This is a genomic window from Ammoniphilus soli, from assembly GCF_040813775.1.
In genome coordinates this window covers 52737-73826 of record NZ_JBEGDL010000022.1, presented here as the reverse complement: position 1 = coordinate 73826, position 21090 = coordinate 52737, and the positions used below count along the sequence as shown (strand labels likewise).

Below are 21090 nucleotides of genomic sequence, written 5' to 3'. Positions count from 1 at the left end.
GCATGACAGCAAGTGCTATCGGAATAATTCCAATAATATACCCATCGATGAATGTACTCCCACTGGCATTAGCAAACATTTTTTTGTAATTGGGGCAGGAGTTGCGAGTACTGCATAACATTGATAACATAACGTAGCTAACTGAGAGCAGGCCCCCTTAAATACAGAAGAAACTATTATTCCGCCATCTCCTTTTCTGAGGTAGCATTAATTTCTATTATCGTCGCCTTCTTTTTTCGGGCAGCATTAATTCCTTTATCAGAATCCGAAAGATAATTCTTTTTCTTCAGCAGATTGCCACCAATGCGGAAGTTTTCAAGGAACAACCACAGCATTGGAATCGTCATCAGCAATCCTCCCAGATTCAACAGACCCTTAACGGAATCGGTACCACCAGAAGCCACTAGAAGGTAAGAGACTGTAGTCACAATAATTCCCATTAAAATTTTAATCTTTGTAGGTGGTTCATCATCAATTTGCTGGTCACGAACACACAGAGTAGCGAGTACAGAGCTCATGGGATCGGCCAGAGTTACAAAGGAAAAGATAATGGTTACAAGGAAAACTATTTGAATGAATGTACCGCCGGGCATATTACCAAGAACCTGGTAAATTGTAGTCTGCATTCCGAACTCCTGTACAGCAGCCCAGATATCTACTAGACCAGAAGATTGCAGCTTCATAGCCATACCGGCAAAAACCCCAATCCAGATGATACAAAAGATAGATGGTACAAGTATGTTAAACAACAAAAATTGACGAACAGTTCGCCCTTTTCCCAGGCGAGCCAAAAACATTCCTATAACAGGAGCATAGATTATAAAAGCATTCCAGTAAGTAATCGTCCACTCATTTGGCCACTGATCCTCGGGCACCATCGTATTATTATAAGTAATCTTGCTCCAGAAATTATCCATCATATTGCCTAAAGCTTCAGTGCTGATTTTACTGATAAACCGGGCGTCTCCGAAAATCAGCATATATCCTAACAAGAAAAAGAACAGCATCATGGTGATAGATGAAATTTTCATCAGTCCCTTAGAAATACCAGTAACACAGGAGATGATAAAAAATCCACCAACCAAAATCGCGATGAGCAACCAGACCATATTCCCCTGTGGTATATGAAATACACTTTGAATACCTGCACCTATCTGAAGAAGACTAGCACCCATGGAGTTGGAAACTCCACTGGCAAGAGCAAAAACAGCAAATACCTGTACTACGGTGGCCAGCCAAAAAATCTTACGATTAAAACTATGCTCTACAAGTGAACCAAAGGAAAGACTTTTCTTGAAATTATAAGTCAGGAGAGCGAATGCGAGACCACATAAAGCATACATTGCGTACTGAACGAAGGACCAGTTAAACATTGCCTGACTAACCGCGAAAATTGCAGCCTCCCGAGAACCGGCCTCTACACCGGCAGCTACAGGCGGTGTCATAAAGTGGTAGATTGGCTCTCCCATGGCCCAGAACAGCAGGCCAACGCCAATGCCTCCACAGATGGTGATGGAAATCCATTGCCAAGTAGTGTACTCCGGCTTTGCATCCTCACCTCCGATACGAACGTCCCCATACTTAAATATCACGAAACAAATTGCAAAAATAATGGACAACACAGATAAAATATTAATCCACCAACCAAAATTATCTCCTACCCAATAAATAGTATTATTAAGGACCGTACCAAACTTTTCTGTAAAAAAGATACCGAAAAGAATTTCTACCGTAAGAATAATTATAACTGGGATAAATACTGCCTTATAAAGCCTATATGTTTTTTCATTCGTTGGTACTTTACTCATAATTTCCCTCCCGTTACTTATTAAAATTTCAACAATTTAATAAGTCCTGATATAATTATAAAAATAAGTTTAAATGATTCACTCTACAAAAGTAATTAATGAGAAACCACAGTCGTGAACTTATTTCTTTGAAATTCAAGAGAATCGGTTCCTAGCAAGCTATTAATATTTTGTGCTGTATTGAACCCCGCTTGAACAGCTGTTTCAGTATAAAAAGTACCTAAATAATCATCAGCTAAGAACAACCTACCAACAAGCAGTGTTAAAGTTAATTGTAGTTTTGCACGACCTGGGAAAACATAGACCGATCCTAATGGTCATCGACTTACTTGAGATTCAACTACATGATCACTAACTTCAAATGAACGGATAAGATTGGAGCTATGGATAAGAACATCAAATGATCTCTTAGGCGTATCTAAAGCGTTTACATCACCCAACTTGAGGTCCCGTTTCATTAGTTAAAAAAGGGAACCCAGTAGTTTAATAGTGTCGGGTGTTTTTTTAAGTTTCTGTTTAACTTTAGGTTAAGTCTATCGATGCATTCGGTGCGCTAATAGAAATAATGCGAAGCGTATCTGGCCCTGGCTTCGAACTGAGGCTAAGCATACGAATGGCATCGGATAAATGGATCCGTCGATAAGTCTCTGTAACTCCATTTAAGGCGAGACCTTCACGAATTCGAAGCATGTGCTCAAACTCATCCTCTTCGAGAAGTTCTTTCGACAAGCTCAGCGTGTTGAGAACATAATTTTCTATTGTTCTACTGATAGTTACACTCACGTCAGCCTTTTTCACACGACCAGTCGCAGAATAGGCAAGGGTACTGATAATCCGGTGTTCAGCACTACTGATAGTCTCACGCAGGAACTTGGCTGATAATGGAGGGGTATCTTCGACAATTAAACGAGTTATACCACGATCATTGATTGCCTCTAGGATTTTCTCTGGGTCGTCCTCCACCACAACTTCTCGATGAGGAGGCCAGATATCCATATCAGCGTGGTTGCCATGACTCTTTCCAACATGGAAAATAAAGCATTCTGGATAAATTCGCAACTTACCTATCTCATTGCCAATCTTTGATCTATAGGAATCATAGAAGCGTGCTATTGTCGCCATTAGCAGGCCACTCGCACCTGTCGCTCCTCCAGGACGACGAACTACAACTCCGATGCGATCCTGCGTATGTAAACCGGGGAAAACGTCTTCTAAGGAGGCTAGATGACCGTCCAGCGTGAATGAGAAATCAGCAGAACTAATAATTTTAGTAGAGTGCATAGTCCATTCTCCTTTTTAACATTTATTTTATAAATAAAATTAAAAGAATTAATGCTAGACTCCAAATAAGTCCATTCAACCAACCCACAAAACTTACCATATATGTCACGTTATATCTTCTTGCATTTTTTAATAATACATGTTGTAAATTTACGAAACAGTTATATTGCTCTTCAAAATGGAAGTTATAAATGTTCCAAAAATATCTCCATTATTTGATTTAAATCCTATTTGATAGGGGGTTTAGGTAGCAGCAATGCTAACAAACTTGTATTACACACATGAATTGTAATACAGTAACCATCTACTCTTAACCAATATTCCAATTATTGGAAATACCGTTGTTTGGAAATATAGGCATTAGACAGAGTGTCATTAATCAAGCGATATTCTTTTACACTATTACACTAAAAAATGATCACAAATTTGAAGCTAAAAATGAATTCCAGTTTAAATCAACCACTCACCTAATAAACTCATTAACTTCACCGGATCGAACACGTTTGTCGTCATGGGAGGTATGTAGTTTGATTTGCATCCAAAGGAGACCTACCAAGTAGAAATATAAATCCTGAAGGGTAGCGGATCCGATCCGCTTCCTTTCAAAATATCTTCATTTTTATCAGGGGCGATGTTGTAACCAAGATGACCTACCTTCGCACCTGATCCATAGTGCAAGACTGGCCAGTTTAATGGCTATGGAAGTGCTGAAATCCGATGTCAACAATATTGTTTTAATTCCAACATGGTGAAGATCTTTAACAAAAATTCCGTCTATTAACGGTGAGTAGCCACCTGAGGGGCTTTCACCCCCGAGGCTATACACGAACCGTATGTTCTTTTACTACTATGTCAGGTCTGAATGAGAATCCTTCGAAACTTTTAGATTTAAGTATTTGTTCATGATAGGATGGAAAACCTCCCATATAGCCCAAAAACGTACGGGGCTTTCCTTCAATATTTGCCCCTGTAAACCAGCTGTCTACCTTGGCATAGATTGACTTGGATCCTATCTCATTCACATGGTTCGTCCAATCTTCCTCTGCCTCAGGAGTGGCCTCAATTACTTCAATACCATGCTTTTCAAAATATTGTATACAGTCGAAGATCCATTCTGCTAGTACCTCATTCACGGTAGGTGCATTGGTCGGTAAATTGAAATGAGGACCTCCGATGGTGAACATATTGGGGAATCCAACGTTACAAATCCCGAGGTATGTCTTGAGATTTGCTCCTCCTTCCCATTTATCCTTTAACAAAATTCCATTCCTTCCACGAATATTTGCATTCATTAGCGGTCCGGTCACTGCATCGAACCCGCTTGCAAAAACAATAATGTCCAGTTCATATTCAGCTTCTGTGGTTCGCAATCCCTTGGGTGTACACTCCAAAATGGGTGTTTTTTTCAAATTAACTAGGGAAACGTTTTCTTGATTATAAGTTTCTAAATAACCAGTATCATAGACAGGACGTTTTCCATTGACGAGGTACGTTGGAAGTAAATTCTCAGCTGTTTGAGGATCTTTTACAATCTCTTTAATCTTGGATCGCATAAATTCTGCTAGAGTTTCATTAGCTTCATCGTTTGTCATTAAATCATTGTACGCTACTAATAATTGAGAACCGTCTATTTCCCAGATTCGCTCATATAGCTTCTGACGTTCTTCAGGTGTGTCATCGAGTGCTGAATAATGCTTTATAAATTGGTTTATTTCCGTATTGGGAGGAAGGGCAGTAGGATGTTCATACATTTTACGCCTAAGCTCATGAAAATTGTCTTTCATTTCCTTAATTTTATCAGGACCTAGTAATGGGTTTTTCACTGGGAAAGTGTATTGTGGCGTACGCTGAAAAACAGTTAGATGATCTGCCATCTTAGAAATAGCTGTAATCGATTGAACACCACTTGAACCAGTACCAATCACACCTACTCGTTTCCCTCTAAAGTCAACCTTTTCATGTGGCCAACGACTAGTATGATATGCTTTACCTTCGAAGCTTTCTAGACCTTTAATATCTGGTTTATGAGAAGACGTTAGATTACCTATTGCTGGAATGAAATACTTTGCAAGTACAAGGTTGCCATCCTCTGTATGGATTCGCCACCTGTTATTCGTCTCGTCATACTCTGCGGAGGTGACTCGGGTGTTAAACTGGATATCTCGGCGAAGATCTAGCTTATCTGCCGCGCAATTCAAATAATCTAGTATTTCTGATTGTTCTGGATATGCAGAAGACCATGTCCAACCCTTATAAAGTTCTTCTGAAAAAGTGTAACAATAGAATTGGCTTTGACTGTCGCAGCGTGCTCCAGGGTAGCGATTCGAATACCAAACACCACCAACGTCACCATTTGCCTCATATAAGCGAACCGAGTAACCCCCCTCACGCAATAAATGAAGCGCATACATTCCACCAAAACCAGCTCCAACAACAACAGCATCTAATTCTTGTTTATGAGTCATACTTTCTTTTTCTCCTCTCGATTATACTATAAAGTTAATTTTTCTTTTACATTTGGCTGTACAACCTATGACTTTTCCAGGTGCGTGATTGAACCCTGGAATAAAAGCTTGCACTCTGCAATGATTGCCCTTGTCAATCCAACTAAATTACATTCTTCTTGCATCAGGGCTTCTTCCGCTTGATTTTTGAAGATTATTACACATCCCGCGATCAAAAATATCTCCAGATAATGCAGCCGCTTGTGCTTATAAGTTGCACCTGTACTTCCACCAATATTAAACAAATTAATACAATATAGTTGATCCAGCCTTTTTGCAATTTTCTACATATCTTCTTGATCGAATCCCTGTGATGTTGTTAGAGTGAATGTGCTGTTTGGTATATGAGGGTATCTTTGAAATAATCGTTCGATTCTGAAGTATGGTTAGTTATGATTGAATAATTTTTAGATGAAAGTACACTAATTGAAATTACTTTGGGATCTAGAGTCGCCAATAGTTGTTCATCGTATGTCACCCCTTTATGGTGCAGTGTACTAAATAAACAAATAAAAAGTAACGTTAACTTTCATTTATTTTAAAAAAGTAATAAACATTACTATTATCCTAATAATATACTGTTGATTTTAATTTTGCAACTGTTTATTTTTTTTTTACCTTTTTGATAATTATAACGATTTATAATACTCAATAAATATCGTATTCACAGAGCGTTGTGATAATCCGCCGCATAATCGTTTCGGCGTCAACGACAATACCAAGATGGGCAATCTTAAAGATACTATCATTTTTATCCTGATTGATCATCAAAAATCACTTCGGATTCCATCATCCCATCAACATGCTGGGATGCACCAGATATACCCACAGCGATATACAAACAGGGTTTTCGGTTTTACCTGTTTGTCCTACTTGTCGGGCATAGGGCACCCAACCTAAGTCCACAGCTACTCAAGTCGCTCCCACCGCGCCTTCAAGGAGCATGGCCAAGTATTCAAGCAACTGAAATCATTCCGATCCCTGCACCATAAGCGAGAAATAACGTCTACAGTATGTCCTCTCTTAGCTAAAAATTCTGCTGTGGATAATCCTTCTTGATGATGCTCATCTATGAACGAATTCGATTCTCTAAATTAGCCGTTTCTTCTAATACTACTCTAAGCTGTATATACAAACGGCAATTCTGAACTGGTATATCCAATCTCCGAGAACCAGTGACTACAATGACAACATCCGGTAGATTAAACTTCTAAAGGTATCCGGCTCCCTACCACGTAACTCAGGGAGATTGGGTCCTTTGTTAGGATGTTCAGGATACCCTAAATGTAGGCATAGCGAACTAATCAATTATGAAGCCGATCTTCCCTAATTGAGCCGCAGCTTGCATACGACTAAATGCTTGTTGAAATTGACTTAATGGGTACATTTCATCCAGAATCGGCCTGATTTGATGAGTTTGGATCAAATCTATCATTTCATTATATTCTTCAGTGCTTCCCATTGAAGAACCCAATAGGTTATACTGTCCCTGGAAAAATTTACGAATATTAATTTGAGCATCTTCTCCTGAGGAGGCACCAAAGGTAACTACACTTCCTCCCTTACGTAACTGATCGAGCGACTTGTTGAATGTAGCAGTCCCAATACTATCGATTACCAGATCCATTTTTTCCTTGCCAAACGCTTTATTCCAATCATCACTGGTGTCAATAGCCTTGTCCGCACCTAGTTCAAGAGCCTTCTTACACTTATCTTTTGAACGGGACGTAACAAACACCTTAGCTCCAACCGCTTTCGCAAATTGCAACAACAACGTTGATACTCCACTGCCGATTCCAGGGATAAGTACTTTCATCCCCGAATGTACACCCCCTCTTGTAAACAATGCCCTATATGCTGTGAGGCCTGCTAGAGACAATACCCCGGCTTCTTCCCAAGTTAGATGCTTAGGTTTCTGAGCTACATTTTCTGCTGGAACGACGACCTGTTCAGCAAAAGTGCCATCTGAAGGAAAACCTAGAACTTCAAAGCCCTTAGGAGGAGAATCACTTCTTTCTCTCCATCCAAGTCCGGGGTTTATAATGACTTCGTCCCCAACTTGAACGGTTAATACCCCATTACCTATAGCGGAAATTACTCCAGCGCCATCTGATCCGATAATTAGCGGTGATTCATTTGGTTTATGATAATTGAGAACAAATAGGTCACGATGATTTAGTCCTGCAGTTTTCAATTTCACCCTTACTTCTCCTGCTCTTGGCTCAAGCGCTGACATGTCACGATAAGATATCCCCTCAATGCCTGTTTTCCCTTCATGAACAATTGCCTTCATCCTTTTCACCCCAATATTCATACATTAAGTTAGCTCGCTGAAATAGAAACTTTTACAATTCTCTTTAAATTGTTAGTCTTAAATCGGAAGTAGCTTTAAAGTATTTTTCATTTCAACATTTTCTATCATCTTATACCAGGTATTCGGCTTGCACGATAATACAAAATAATATCGCTTTAAAAAACTTACAATCAGATCTGCTTTAAGTTCTCTAACACTATCATCCATCGGCAAAAAGCATAAATCGAGCCCAGTTACTTCCTCCCCATCATTGTTCCATGACGGATGAACATAAGGAAAATCTACCCGCTTATAACCTAGATGAGCTAATACCTCACGTCGAACATAAGGATCCATAGGCTTTACTCCACCAAATGCGTAGTGTTCAACTCGGTATGGATCATATATTTCGGCAAACATACCAAACAACTGTTTTCCATTGGCTGCCGCTAAAGAGTTTAAGTCTGCCAATCTTTTCCGAGCCAAAAAGGGACCAATTCCAAGTCCAGCCTTTCCAATGATTGTAAAATCGGTCATAGCGACATTAAAATCCTCATAATATCGGTACTCAGTAGCACCTACTACATCTCCTTCGTAAACAGCAACAAATACGCGGATTTCCGGATCTTCCAAAGGTTCCTTCCAAAGAGCAAATTCCAAGACTTCTTCCGGAGGAAATACTTCCTGCATTAGTTGATGCATTTTTTTAAAATAAGGGTCTTCAATGCTTGTAATTCGATGATATTCCATATGTCTCAGTCTCCTTTTTAAAAGTGTTATTGGTAAAATGGATTTTTCCATTCCATCAGCGTTCCATAATGGCAGGACTCTTCATCCTCTATGTAGTTCGGCACAACTTTTACGGGCGTTCGGCCACAGCGAAGCAAGAACGTGATAACAGGATCCTTCAGCTCACCTTTGACTACAGCGGCAAGGTATTGTTCCGCGGTCATCTCATTTGCTTTCTTATGATAGCCAGACATTCTTCCTCCGCCTAACAACCGTTCCAATCGCTTATGAACAACGACATCATACATGGAAAACATCAGCCATTTTCCTAACCCTAATTTTCGATAAGAGGGGCGTACGCTAATATCGACGACGTAGAGGGTATTCCCATTAGGATTGTGGTTGCGAATATACCCATGATTTGTGATCTCATCCCATGTATGTTCCGGATGGTCGGGGTCAAAATCAACCAGCAATCCCGTCATCGATCCCGTGATTTCACCATTAACCTCAATACATAAGGATCCCTCCGGGAATCGTGTAACATGGCTTTTCAGCTGTTCCGTGTTCCACCATAACTCAGATGGGAATGGTGGAGGAAAACTTTCCTGTTGAATGCGAATCAAGCCGGGAAAGTCCTTTTCTTCATAATTTCGGATCACCGCTGGGATAGGCCGATCCTGTTCAAAAACGTAAAACTCCCTTCTATACATTCCAACCCCTCCTTATAGTGAATAAGTCTTTCCTTATTTCCAATCTGGATAGAGATCCGTGCGCCGGTCACGCCACGTGGTGACAGAGCCTCTTTCGCGAACCTGATATAACAGTTCCAAATCAAGATCAGCGGTCACAATCATATCGTCATTTATTTCCCCTTCTGCCAAGATGCCGAGGGGAGGGAATGGAATATCGTTAGGGGTGATAATCGCCGCTTGCCCAAAGTTCGCACGCATAAAATCAACCGTAGGGAGAGAGCCTACTGTACCTGTGGTTACGACATAGACCTGATTTTCTACTGCCCTTGCATGGCTTGTGTAGCGAACTCGGTGAAAACCATGACGGTCATCCGTACAGGACGGACAAAAGATAATGTCGGCTCCCTTGGCTTTAACAATTCTGGCAATTTCAGGAAATTCAATATCGTAGCAAGTCAAGATTGCGATGGTACCTTTTTCAGTTGTAAATACTTGCACATGATCACCTGCTTGCATTTTCCACTCTTTTACCTCTGTCGGTGTAATGTGCAGTTTTACTTGTTCCATCACTCGGCCGTCAGGGTAAAATAAGAAAGCCGTGTTGTATAAATGATCGTCTTTTTGAACGACATGGGTCCCACCAATGATATGCATCCCTGTTTTCGTCGCTAATTGGGTAAAGAGGGATAGATATCGGTCAGTAAAATTCGGCAAATCGTGGATGTTTAATGATCTCCCCTGTTCATCTCCGATTGACATCAACTCTGTTGTTAAAAATTCGGGAAAAAGGACAAAGTCTGCATCGAACTCTTTCGCTGTTTTTAAGTAATGGATCACTTTATTTTCAAACTCTTGAAACGAACGTATCGTATGTAAACGATACTGAATGGCTGAAACACGTATCTTCAAAGGATGGCACCTCCTTACAAATTGTCAAATTGATCAAATGCTCGTTTTTTTTAATCCGTTTTAATGAAAAATCAGGATATTCTATAATTTAGCGGCTCAAACAGCTTACCAGTTTATTAAATGATTGAAAGCTGCTCTGCCACTTGAATATCTTGAGGAACGGAACGGTCTACTGCTACCTTTTCTTGCTCCTGATAGACTATTGCTTGGTTTCCTACGATTTTTAAATACCCTGTTAAATAGATTGCTTTCATTGTTAGTGATGTAGTAATTATTCTGTTTTAATTCGACCAAATTCGTCTCTATTATAGCTAATAGGTAAATCAACCCAACCAAGAAAATCGGATCCTGGTCCTTTCTTTTCATGAAGCATGCTATGAACTACTTTTACAAATTCACTTAGATTATCTACTTCACTCTTTTTTATAAATGATAAAAAATTGGAGTAATCAAAAGAAATAGTCATATAATTTCTATCAGGGCCCAAGGGAGGTAACAAAATTTAGTTAGGGAATCACTGCCGCTCGTCAAAATTAGTTCTCGTAAATTCAACCGTGAGCAGAGGGCTTCATATTGTAATTTGATAAAAGAAAGAATCTTTTTAAATGTAACAGTGTAATCCGAAAAACATTTAATAGTTGTCACTATCTTTAATGCCTTTAAATAATAGAACTCTCGAAGGAGAAGCATCTGTCCCTACTAATTTCAACGGTGCAGCAACCAAAAAATACTCACCTTCTGCTACCTCTTTTAAACGAAGTCCTTCAATTATAATAACTCCGTTTTCAAACAATATTTTGTGTGTCGGATGTCCAAGCTGACTTCTTTCTATCCCAAGCGCGTCTGTTCCGATCCCCTGTACACCTACACGAGCAAGATATTCAGCGCCATCCTCTGCCAAAAAAATAAAATGAGGATTGAACGTCTCTTCGAAAGAATTTTTCGTTTTGAAAAGAACAAAATCATTTTTTTGTATATCAAAATGTTCCAGGTCGTCCCTGCCAATCCTATCTTCAACTTCTGTCAGATCGAGCACTTTACATTTCCCGACTAACTTATCCAACGATAGAGTGTCAAATGTGTCTCCATTGGTTACCATGTGAAGCGGTGCATCGATATGGGTTCCTGTATGTACATCCAATTCAATGCGCGATTCCGTTACGTATCCTGCCGTTTCAGATTTTAATTTGGGTTGTTTTTCTTGTTTATTTTTATAGACCGTCATTCCCTCAAATATGTGACTAGTTACATCATACATCTTCATTTGGAAATACCATGCCCATTTAAACGGTTAATTATTTCGATTCTTTCTTCCTCATATCCCGGTTTGCCTAACAAAGCAAACATATTCTTCTTGTAAGCCTCGACACCAGGCTGATCGAATGGATTAATTCCCAATAGATGACCGCTGATTCCACAAGCCTTCTCAAAGAAATAGACCATTTCACCGAAAGTGAATTCATTTAACTCATCCAACTCAATGAGGAGATTTGGAACTCCTCCATCAACATGAGCAATAACTGTACCAAGAAAGGCACTTTTGTTCACTTCATCCATCGTCTTTCCGACTAGGAAATTTAAGCCATCAACATTTTGCGGATCTTCCTGAATATTCAACTCTAACCGTGGCGTTTTAATTTGTAAAACTGTTTCAATAAGGTTCCGTCGGCCTTCCTGTACATATTGTCCCATGGAATGCAAGTCTGTTGAAAAATCGACGGATGCAGGGAAGAGCCCTTTTTGATCTTTTCCTTCACTTTCTCCAAACAATTGCTTCCACCATTCGGATACAAAATGTAGAGAAGGTTCATAGTTGACCAACAATTCAATATCCTTCCCATTATTGTACAAAACATTTCTTACTGCAGCGTATTGGTAGCACTCATTGTCCAATAAATCAGGACGGCTGTATTTCCGGGCGGCTGCTGCGGCCCCTGCCATCATTTGATCGATATCAAGTCCTGCTACAGCAATAGGTAATAGTCCTACTGCCGTAAGGACTGAATATCGTCCACCCACATCATCCGGAATCACAAATGTTTCATAGCCTTCTGCATCCGCAAGCTTCTTTAATGCACCTTTAGCTTGATCTGTTGTAGCAAAAATCCGACTTCTCGCTTCTTCCTTCCCATACTTTTTCTCCATATAGTCCCTGAAAAGACGAAAAGCAAGGGCTGGCTCTGTGGTTGTTCCTGATTTGGATATCACATTAACTGAAATATCTTTCCCCTCTAACACTTGAAACAAATGGGAAATATAGGTAGAACTAATATTCTGACCAGCAAAATAGATTTGTGTCTTGTCACTGATTTGGTTATGAAAGCTATGGGACAGAGCCTCAATCGCCGATCTTGCTCCCAAATAGGAGCCGCCGATGCCAATCACAATTAAGGCATCTGAATGATTTCGAATTCTCTCAGCGGCGATTTTGATTCGGGAAAATTCTCTTTTATCATAGTTAAACGGCAAGTCGACCCAACCAAGATAATCCGATCCAGGTCCTTTCTTTTGATGGAGAAAATGATGAGCCACTTTCACAAATTCACCTAAATTTTCTACTTCATTCTTGTTCATAAAGGCTAATGCATTTGAGTAGTCAAACGAAATCGTCATTTATTTCTTTTCTCTCCTTTATAGCTTTAATAAAATGAACCTCTATGTGAACTTCTATATCGTACTCATGTTTTTTCTACCGAATGTCCGCCAAATTCATTTCGCAAAGCAGCAACCACTTTTCCTGTAAAGGTATCCTGTTCCAGAGAGCGATAGCGACTTAATAAAGACATGGCGATCACTGGGGTAGATGCTTGCAGGTCCAATGCGGTTTCTACTGTCCATTTCCCTTCTCCGGATGAATGCATGACCCCTTTAATTTGATCTAATTTGGTATCCTTTGAAAATGCGTTCTCCGTTAATTCCATTAACCAAGATCGAATAACAGAACCATTGTTCCAAACCCTTGCCACTTTTTCAAAGTCAAAATCAAATTCGCTTTTCTCCAAGACTTCGAAGCCTTCTCCAATCGCAGCCATCATCCCGTATTCAATGCCATTATGAATCATTTTTAAAAAGTGGCCGCTGCCTGCCTTGCCAGCATATAAATACCCATTATCGATAGATGTATCTCTAAATACCGGCTCAACCACGCTCCATGCTTCAGGATCGCCGCCAATCATATAACATGCTCCATTCCGGGCACCTTCTATACCGCCTGAAGTACCGACATCCATAAAATGAACACCTATTTTCTTCAGCTCATTGTATCGTCGAATCGACTCTTTATAATGCGAATTTCCCGCCTCAATCACGATATCCCCTTCGCTTAGTAAAGGTGTGATTTCGTGGATAACGGAATCGACAACGGAGTGAGGAACCAACATCCAAAGAACTCGTGGCGTTTCAATGGATTGTACAAGATCTTGCAAACTTGAGAACCCAACTCCACTGTATTTTTCCATTTCTTCAACTGCCATTTCATTTGGATCAAACGCTGCGACTTCGTACTTATGATCCATTAAGTTCTTTCCTACATTTAACCCCATCTTGCCTAAACCAATTAATCCGATTTTCATAGTTTTCTCCTCTAATTTTCTTTATTTGACTACCACCATTTGAATCCATGCTCCTTTAATAAAGCATGGGAGGCTTCTGGCCCCATCGAACCAGCCGGGTAATAGTGAAGGGGTAAGATATGGTCTTCAAAGGCCTCTAAAATCGGCTGTACCCACTTCCAAGATAATTCCACTTCATCCCAATGGGCAAAGAAGGTGGAGTCCCCCCGCAGAGCATCATATATTAATAGTTCATAGGCTTCAGGCACGTCTACCTTTCTAGCTGAAAAATCGACCGTTATAGGTTCGATCTGCCCGGTCAATGGATTTTTGCTATTTAATTGCAACGATACGCCTTCATTGGGATTAACATAGATCATTAATAGATTAGGCTCCGTGTTTTGGATTTCGCTGCTATATAAATTCTGCAAGGGATTTTTAAATTCAATCACAATCTTTGTTGATTTTTCTTCCATTCTTTTTCCTGTTCGAATATAAAAAGGGACGCCAGCCCAAAAGGCATTATCAATCCATAAACGAGCAGCTATAAAGGTATCGTTTTTAGAAGAATCCTCAACGCCCGGTTCTTCCAAATACCCTACGACAGGTTTTCCCTTTATTTCACCTGACCCATATTGTCCACGAACGACGTACCGACCCACATCATTCTTATCAAAAAGGCGAAGAGACTCCATTACCTTTCTTTTTTCCTCACGGATCTCTTGGGCTGTAATTTGCTTTGGCAAACTCATGGCTGTCATCATCAACAGCTGTAACATATGATTTTGAACCATATCCCGAATAGCCCCTGCTTTATCATAATAGCCAGCTCTCTCTTCCACCCCAACGGTTTCGCTAGCCGTAATTTGGACATTGGCAATATACTTATTGTTCCATAACGACTGCAGTACAGGGTTGGCAAACTCTAACGCTTCCAGGTTTTGAACCATCGGTTTTCCAAGATAGTGATCAATCCGGTAGATTTCTTCTTCACCAAAAACTTTCCTTAGATTTTCATTTAGTTGTTGAGCCGATTTCAAATCATGTCCAAAAGGTTTTTCGATAATAAGTCGTTTCCACCCTTTTGTTGTCCCTAAGCCGCTTTTTTGGATATTAAAGCTAATCGCCTCAAAGAATTCCGGAGATACCGACAAATAAAACATTCGGTTTTCTGTCATGTTCAGCTCTTGTTCATTGTGCTCTACCAGTGCCAGTAGCTGCTTATATCCCTCTTCGTCCGTAATATCTAATGGACTATAGCGAAACTTTTTGACGAACTCTCTCTTATGGGATATATCATTGGCCAAATGTCTTGAATACGTGTACAGCGAATCTTTCACTCGGTCTTGGAACTCATCATCAGACCATGGGCTCCTTCCCACACCAACAACGAAGAAAGATTCTGGTAACTTCTTGTTCAGATATAAATTGAATAGGGCGGGGTAAATTTTTCTCTTTGCTAAATCTCCTGATGCCCCAAATAACACAAACGTTATGGAATCTACTGCCTGCTGCCTTAGGGTCTGGTTGGAGTATTCCCCTTGAATGTCACGCGAAAGAATCGGTGTACTCATCCGTATCCCTCCTAGTTTTTTTTAATATGTTTTTCTGGGATATAAATCCTATAAAATCTGTACTGTGATCAGTATAACGGTTATACTAATAGTTAATAAGTACGCACTTTTATTTCATATAGTCACAAAAACAACTCATAGTGTATAAAAGTATACTTAAAAATAGCTTGTTGAAAGGAGCAGAAAAATGGGACATGTTTGTGCAAAAGAATTTAGCTGTGAAAAAGAATTAACTCTAGCTGTGATCGGCGGGAAGTGGAAAATGCTTATTCTTTGGTATTTAGGCAAAGAAGGCACCAAACGGTTTAATGAACTAAAAGCGCTTATGCCTAATATTACTCAGCGGATGCTCGTCAATCAGCTTCGTGAACTCGAGTCCGATTTCATTGTTCATCGTGAAGTTTTTCCGGTTGTACCGCCGCACGTGGAATACTCACTCACAGATCGAGGAAAAACATTAATGCCGATTCTTGAAGCAATGTATGAATGGGGAAAAGAATATAAAACTTTTATGGAAACAAAGGAAGAAGATTCCTTCCAAGAAGGAGAAACAGCTCTTTAGGCTGTCGATTCCAACTACAGAACCATGTGTTATTTTTTCGCACATGGTTTTTTTATTTTCTATAGTATACTTTTTGTCACTATATGATTTTAAAGTGCGTACTTCTCTCCTAAAGCTTTATAGCTTTATAATAAAGCCATGCCTTACCAATTCCCAAATAAAGGAGAGAAAATGAAAAATGAAATTACAATTGGCTTTAGATCTAGTGAATATCCCAGGTGCAATTGAAGTAGTGAAAGAGGTTCAAGATTATGTGGATGTCGTTGAAATCGGGACACCGGTTATTATTAATGAAGGGCTTAAAGCCGTAAAAGAAATAAAAGCTGCATTTCCTAACCTGACCGTATTGGCTGACCTTAAAATTATGGATGCTGCTGGCTATGAAGTGAGCCAAGCCTCTGCTGCAGGGGCAGACATCATCACGATACTTGGTGTAGCAGAAGACGAATCAATAAAAGGGGCTGTCGCTGAAGCAAGAAAACAAGGCAAACAAATTCTTGCCGATATGATTGCTGTCAAAGATATTGCAGCCCGTGCGGCAGAACTAGATGAATTTGGCGTTGATTACATTTGCGTTCATACTGGCTACGACCTTCAAGCTGTTGGGAAAAATTCTTTTGAAGACCTTGCAACCATTAAAAAAGTGGTTAAAAATGCAAAAACAGCGATTGCTGGCGGAATCAAATTAGAAACTCTTCCAGAAGTAATCAAAGCACAACCGGACCTAGTCATCGTAGGCGGTGGGATTACCAGCAAGGAAGATAAAAAAGCAGCAGCAGCTAAAATGCAGGAGTTAATTAAACAAGATACGGTTCAAGTAGGATAACAGTAATTATGAATACGACCCAATATTTAAATCAAGTGGTTCAAGAATTAAGTCATACCGTTGAGTTCATCTCTAATGATGAGGCTGAGAATTTAATCAACAAAATTCTTGAATCCAATAAAATTTTTGTAGCAGGTGCCGGCCGCTCGGGTTTTATGGGGAAATCTTTTGTCATGAGAATGATGCACATGGGAATTGATGCCTATATCGTAGGTGAAACAGTCACAGCCAATTTAGAAAAAGATGATTTATTGATTATCGGTTCTGGATCTGGTGAGACCAAAACGTTGGTCGCTATTGCCGAAAAAGCAAAAAGGATTGGTGGAACTGTGGCTGCCATCACGATTTCCCCTGAATCTACCATTGGGAAATTAGCTGATATTGTGGTTAAACTGCCAGGTGCCCCTAAAGACCAATCTTCTGGCGACTACAAAACGATTCAACCCATGGGTTCCCTTTTTGAACAAACCATGTTGTTGTTTTATGACGCCTTGATTCTAAGATTTATGGAGAAAAAAGGCTTGGATTCAAATAAGATGTATGGAAAGCACGCCAACCTTGAATAGAGTCTACTTATGAACATGTAATAAAGGAAAGATCGCCATCAATTTTAATCAGATTGCGATCTTTCCTTGAACTAATAAGAAATTCAAAAATCGAGGGATACAATAATACTCCTTTTCTATTTGTTTCAGGAACCAAAGGGGAATATTCGAAACTATCTGATCAAAGAAATGGAAATTCGAACTCGATAAAAGGAGATGCTGTTCTCTTCCCATGGGTTCTGATGTTACCGGGGAACAGGTATTTCAGGTATAAGTTACTATTCTCTTCGATCGGGGCTTACCAACCTCAAAATGAGCGGGACCTTTAACTTATTAGCTCCCTATTAACAAGAGGCATCTTTTATCCTACATCACTACTATCCTTAAAATTGTAATCGACAATTTAATTCCACGATAAAGGAAGACTTATCGAAAGATAAGGCAATTCCAAAAGGTCAAAAGTTCCTACTATGACGGCTCGGTTGTGGAAAGAAGAAGATGAATGTCTTATATATTTTCTTGCATTGCTATTTTCCTACTATGATCTCAGGTATCTGGTGGGACTAAAAGAAGGATTAATTAGAGCACCGAAAACTTTTCTTTTTTTAGCAAAAAATCCTGTTGATCGAAAAAAAGAAAGGCTTTGATTGCTTTTCCCTTCTTCCCAATCTTTATATAATCTCATTATGTAGAAATTTGGACCTCTGTCAAGAAAGTGGACACTCAAATAAGACTTTTTAGGATGGCTTTTTGAGTAGTTTAAGACATTAACGCATTAATCCGGTATAATTTAGGTGTTTATTTGGGTGAGGAGTCAAATAAATAAGTAGGAAGGGCATACCCCTTCTCCATCAAGGAGTCACAATACCAAACACATGTTATTGTTTATACAATTTCGTCAAATTGGTATTATACGCAATTTATGATGAGCATAAAATTTAAGTTTATTCATCCCCTTGTCCATATTGTTCAACGACTGAATACTATACTCATTCATGACAGAATGACCAGGACTTTTTGTTTGAATAAAAATAATAAAATCACTACATAAAACTGCAGCGATTATAGTCCTTGCAAATCTTCAATTTTTAAATAGCATTTTTTAAAATTCTTTCTTTTTATCCATATCATAATTTAGATATTCAAACCCACGATCCTTATAGAAATTAGTGGATGGATTTAACGCTTCAACCGTTATAAAATTACATCCACTGATTCGTTGAACATTTTTAGCGATTGAAAATACTTCCCCTAATAGAAACTCCCCATAATCTTTTCCTCTAAACCGATCGTCAACAGCTAAATAATGTAACTTTATCGCTGAAATTTTTCTTCACCAGTACTAGGCAGTTTCCATTTTAATATTTTTGTCCTTGAAATCGCTTCTGTAAGATCGTTATACAAACTAAAGAACCCGACTAATTGATCATCATTATCAAAATACAATCGGGTTCGAACAGTATTGTGATATTGTAGTATGGTTGCTTGTTCTTTTAGGAAGGTTTCAATTTGAATGTTCACAAACAACTATTATCTACTGTCACTCTTAGGTAGTATAATATGCAAATCAATATCTAAATATCTAAAGTGATCGATATATTCTTTTTTAAGTTCTTCACGCGTATTTATATTATCTTTTAAATCAAGACCTTTCTTCATACCTCCCTCGCTTGAAAAACTAACTATTTTGTATGCAGTCATCAAACAAATAACAGAAAATAAGAGATGAGCAGCCAAGATCCATCCTTTTCTCACTTAGAATACCTCCCTAATGGTTATCCACTATGTGATAATGGATTCAACTATCTGTGTGTCAGCTTTTATAACCATCCGATTTTTATTAAATATTGCGCCAATGAACTTTGAGTTAAGCAAAAAAAGTAGAGGACATCTCCTCTACCTCGGACCACTTGTTACGATTTAATAATTCTGGTGTCCAATCATGAATCTTCCAACCTAAAATTTAATTTAAATACTGACCATAATGTTCTTAAACTCTTCTGTTAACAAAGGTACCACTTCGAACAAGTCACCTACAATTCCATAGTCAGCTACCTGGAAAATAGGAGCATCTGGATCCTTATTGATAGCTACAATAATTTTGGAATTAGACATTCCGGCCAAATGTTGAATACCAGAAATACCGCAAGCAATATATAAATCCGGAGTGACCACTTTTCCTGTTTGGCCAATCTGTAATGAGTAGTCGCAGTAGTCGGCATCGCAGGCACCACGTGACGCTCCAACAGCACCTCCTAGAACCTCCGCAAGTTCTTGAAGAGGTTTAAATCCCTCCTTACTTTTTACTCCACGCCCCCCGGAAATGACGATCTTTGCCTCACTGAGATCTACTCCATTAACCGTTTTTTGAATGATTTCTTTGACAACAGTCCTCAAATCTTTTATTACGGGTTGGAACGTAATGACCGTTGATTCTACCTTTTTTTTTATTTTTTCAAAATTATTAGGGCGAATGGTAGCGAATACTTCTCCACGATTAAACACTTTCTTTTGAAACGCTTTTCCTGAATAAATCGGACGTGTGAAGACAACTTCACCGCCTTCCATGTCTACCGCTATGCAGTCAGATATTAGCCCCAGTCCTAGCCGGGCTGCGACCCTTGGCGCCACATCTCTTCCTATTGCAGTATGTCCCATAAGAATAACATCTGCCTCAACTTCCTGAATGAGCTGGCATATAACTTGTACATACGCATCAGTGGTATACACAGTAAGCAGTTCATCTTCTACCATATAGACTTTGTCCGCGCCATAATTGCTTACTTCTGTGACAAATCCGGATACAGCGGTTCCCAATAGTGCGGCGATAACTTCACCGTCTTCAGCCAAGTGTTGGGCTGTACTTAAAGCTTCAAAAGAAACATTTCTTAACTTTCCGTTCTTTATTTCTGGAAATACAAGAACTTTTTTACCCATTCTTTTATCCTCCTCATTTAAGCTAGACTACTTTCGCTTCATTGCGAAGCAATTGAACCAATTCACTGACTTGTTGAGGAATTACACCTTCTAACACTCTTCCTGCCTGTTTTTTGTGCGGCAAGTATTGATCACGCACCGACGTGCGGATCGCTAAATCGTCATCCGAAAGACTCAAGTCAGTTACAGAAAGTCGTTCAAGTGGCTTTTTCTTCGCTTTCATGATCCCAGGCAGAGACGGATATCGTGGTTCATTTAAACCTTGCTGAGCTGTAGCTAAAAATGGAAGTTGAACCTCAATCACTTCGATATCTCCTTCCACATCCCGCTCAATTATAGCCATGGCTCCGTCAATGGATAGTTTGGTTACAGTAGAGACATGAGGCATTCCCAAATCTTCCGCCACACGAATAGCCACCTGTCCGGATCCGGAGTCTACAGCCATATTTCCTCCAAGGATCAGTTCATACTTGCTGCCCTTAATCGCAGAGGTGATCAATTTGGCGACAGTGTATTCGTCTACTTCTTCTTCTAATTCAATCATAATTGCTTTATCTGCACCCATAGCCAGTGCGGTTCTTAGAGAGCTTTCTGACCGTGCTGGGCCAACGGTTAATACCGTAATTTCAGCTCCGATTTGTTCTTTAATCTTGACCGCTTCTTCTACGGCATATTCATCGTACGGATTCAAGATAAACTCAACGCCATCCTCGCTAATTTGACCATCATGAATGACGATCTTCTCTTCCGTATCAAATGTCTGTTTGATTAATACTAGGATATTCATTTTTCTATCCTCCTGATTTTTACATGAAGGTCTATCCATGAGTTCTGTACTTTTTTGTTAATGCACTGCATTAGTTAGAAGGAACCCAT

Annotated in this window: 19 protein-coding genes and 2 pseudogenes; 3 read left to right on the top strand and 18 right to left on the bottom strand. The window is 39.4% G+C overall.

The window, feature by feature from the left end; translation table 11 throughout:
• Positions 1–176: 176 nt before the first annotated feature.
• The 14 genes and pseudogenes from ABLT31_RS27705 to zwf form a co-directional block, all read right to left on the bottom strand.
• Positions 177–1808: a BCCT family transporter gene (locus ABLT31_RS27705; protein ID WP_367757970.1), complete on the bottom strand. Its 1632-nt coding sequence runs from the start codon at positions 1806–1808 to the stop codon at positions 177–179.
• A gap of 522 nt (positions 1809–2330) precedes the next feature.
• Positions 2331–3089, bottom strand: a complete 759-nt coding sequence (locus tag ABLT31_RS27700; RefSeq protein WP_367757968.1) for a hypothetical protein — start codon at positions 3087–3089, stop codon at positions 2331–2333.
• 818 nt (positions 3090–3907) lie between these two features.
• Positions 3908–5554, bottom strand: a complete 1647-nt coding sequence (locus ABLT31_RS27695; protein WP_367757966.1) for a flavin-containing monooxygenase — start codon at positions 5552–5554, stop codon at positions 3908–3910.
• A gap of 790 nt (positions 5555–6344) precedes the next feature.
• Positions 6345–6440 (bottom strand): annotated as a pseudogene (locus ABLT31_RS27690) (hypothetical protein); the annotation flags it as partial.
• Positions 6441–6893: 453 nt separating this feature from the next.
• Positions 6894–7886, bottom strand: coding sequence for a zinc-binding dehydrogenase (locus tag ABLT31_RS27685; protein ID WP_367757964.1), 993 nt, complete (start codon positions 7884–7886; stop codon positions 6894–6896).
• Positions 7887–7964: 78 nt separating this feature from the next.
• Complete coding sequence (locus ABLT31_RS27680) at positions 7965–8636, bottom strand: GNAT family N-acetyltransferase (protein ID WP_367757992.1); 672 nt, start codon at positions 8634–8636, stop codon at positions 7965–7967.
• Between the two features lie 26 nt (positions 8637–8662).
• The gene (locus ABLT31_RS27675) at positions 8663–9328 is read right to left on the bottom strand and encodes a GNAT family N-acetyltransferase (RefSeq protein ID WP_367757962.1); all 666 of its coding nucleotides are present in this window, start codon (positions 9326–9328) and stop codon (positions 8663–8665) included.
• A 33-nt stretch (positions 9329–9361) separates the two neighbouring features.
• Positions 9362–10219, bottom strand: coding sequence for a carbon-nitrogen hydrolase family protein (locus ABLT31_RS27670; RefSeq protein ID WP_367757960.1), 858 nt, complete (start codon positions 10217–10219; stop codon positions 9362–9364).
• Between the two features lie 116 nt (positions 10220–10335).
• Entirely contained in the window at positions 10336–10473 is a 138-nt protein-coding gene (locus ABLT31_RS27665; RefSeq protein WP_367757958.1) for a hypothetical protein, read from the bottom strand.
• A gap of 26 nt (positions 10474–10499) precedes the next feature.
• Positions 10500–10685: pseudogene (locus tag ABLT31_RS27660) on the bottom strand (glucose-6-phosphate isomerase); the annotation flags it as partial.
• Between the two features lie 165 nt (positions 10686–10850).
• Positions 10851–11483, bottom strand: a complete 633-nt coding sequence (locus tag ABLT31_RS27655) for a cyclase family protein (protein ID WP_367757956.1) — start codon at positions 11481–11483, stop codon at positions 10851–10853.
• Positions 11480–12832, bottom strand: coding sequence for a glucose-6-phosphate isomerase (locus ABLT31_RS27650; protein ID WP_367757954.1), 1353 nt, complete (start codon positions 12830–12832; stop codon positions 11480–11482). Before ABLT31_RS27650 ends, ABLT31_RS27655 begins: the two co-directional genes overlap by 4 nt.
• Before the next feature lie 65 nt (positions 12833–12897).
• Complete coding sequence (gnd, locus tag ABLT31_RS27645; RefSeq protein ID WP_367757952.1) at positions 12898–13791, bottom strand: phosphogluconate dehydrogenase (NAD(+)-dependent, decarboxylating); 894 nt, start codon at positions 13789–13791, stop codon at positions 12898–12900.
• A gap of 29 nt (positions 13792–13820) precedes the next feature.
• Positions 13821–15344, bottom strand: coding sequence for a glucose-6-phosphate dehydrogenase (gene zwf, locus ABLT31_RS27640; protein ID WP_367757950.1), 1524 nt, complete (start codon positions 15342–15344; stop codon positions 13821–13823).
• A gap of 187 nt (positions 15345–15531) precedes the next feature.
• On the opposite strand from zwf, the gene ABLT31_RS27635 reads away from it, so the two are divergent.
• The 3 genes from ABLT31_RS27635 to hxlB all read left to right on the top strand — a co-directional run bounded on the left by ABLT31_RS27635 (position 15532) and on the right by hxlB (position 17298).
• Positions 15532–15906: a winged helix-turn-helix transcriptional regulator gene (locus ABLT31_RS27635; protein WP_367757948.1), complete on the top strand. Its 375-nt coding sequence runs from the start codon at positions 15532–15534 to the stop codon at positions 15904–15906.
• Between the two features lie 178 nt (positions 15907–16084).
• Entirely contained in the window at positions 16085–16732 is a 648-nt protein-coding gene (hxlA, locus tag ABLT31_RS27630; protein ID WP_367757946.1) for a 3-hexulose-6-phosphate synthase, read from the top strand.
• A gap of 8 nt (positions 16733–16740) precedes the next feature.
• Entirely contained in the window at positions 16741–17298 is a 558-nt protein-coding gene (gene hxlB, locus ABLT31_RS27625) for a 6-phospho-3-hexuloisomerase (protein WP_367757944.1), read from the top strand.
• Between the two features lie 1081 nt (positions 17299–18379).
• Here hxlB and ABLT31_RS27620 read toward each other — a convergent pair.
• From ABLT31_RS27620 to ABLT31_RS27605, 4 genes are all read right to left on the bottom strand, one after another.
• Entirely contained in the window at positions 18380–18595 is a 216-nt protein-coding gene (locus ABLT31_RS27620) for a GNAT family N-acetyltransferase (protein ID WP_367757990.1), read from the bottom strand.
• A gap of 212 nt (positions 18596–18807) precedes the next feature.
• Complete coding sequence (locus ABLT31_RS27615; RefSeq protein ID WP_367757942.1) at positions 18808–19032, bottom strand: hypothetical protein; 225 nt, start codon at positions 19030–19032, stop codon at positions 18808–18810.
• A gap of 213 nt (positions 19033–19245) precedes the next feature.
• Positions 19246–20214 (bottom strand): electron transfer flavoprotein subunit alpha/FixB family protein, encoded by a 969-nt coding sequence (locus ABLT31_RS27610; protein ID WP_367757940.1) that lies wholly within the window; start codon positions 20212–20214, stop codon positions 19246–19248.
• A 22-nt stretch (positions 20215–20236) separates the two neighbouring features.
• Entirely contained in the window at positions 20237–21001 is a 765-nt protein-coding gene (locus ABLT31_RS27605) for an electron transfer flavoprotein subunit beta/FixA family protein (RefSeq protein WP_367757938.1), read from the bottom strand.
• Between the last annotated feature and the right edge of the window lie 89 nt (positions 21002–21090).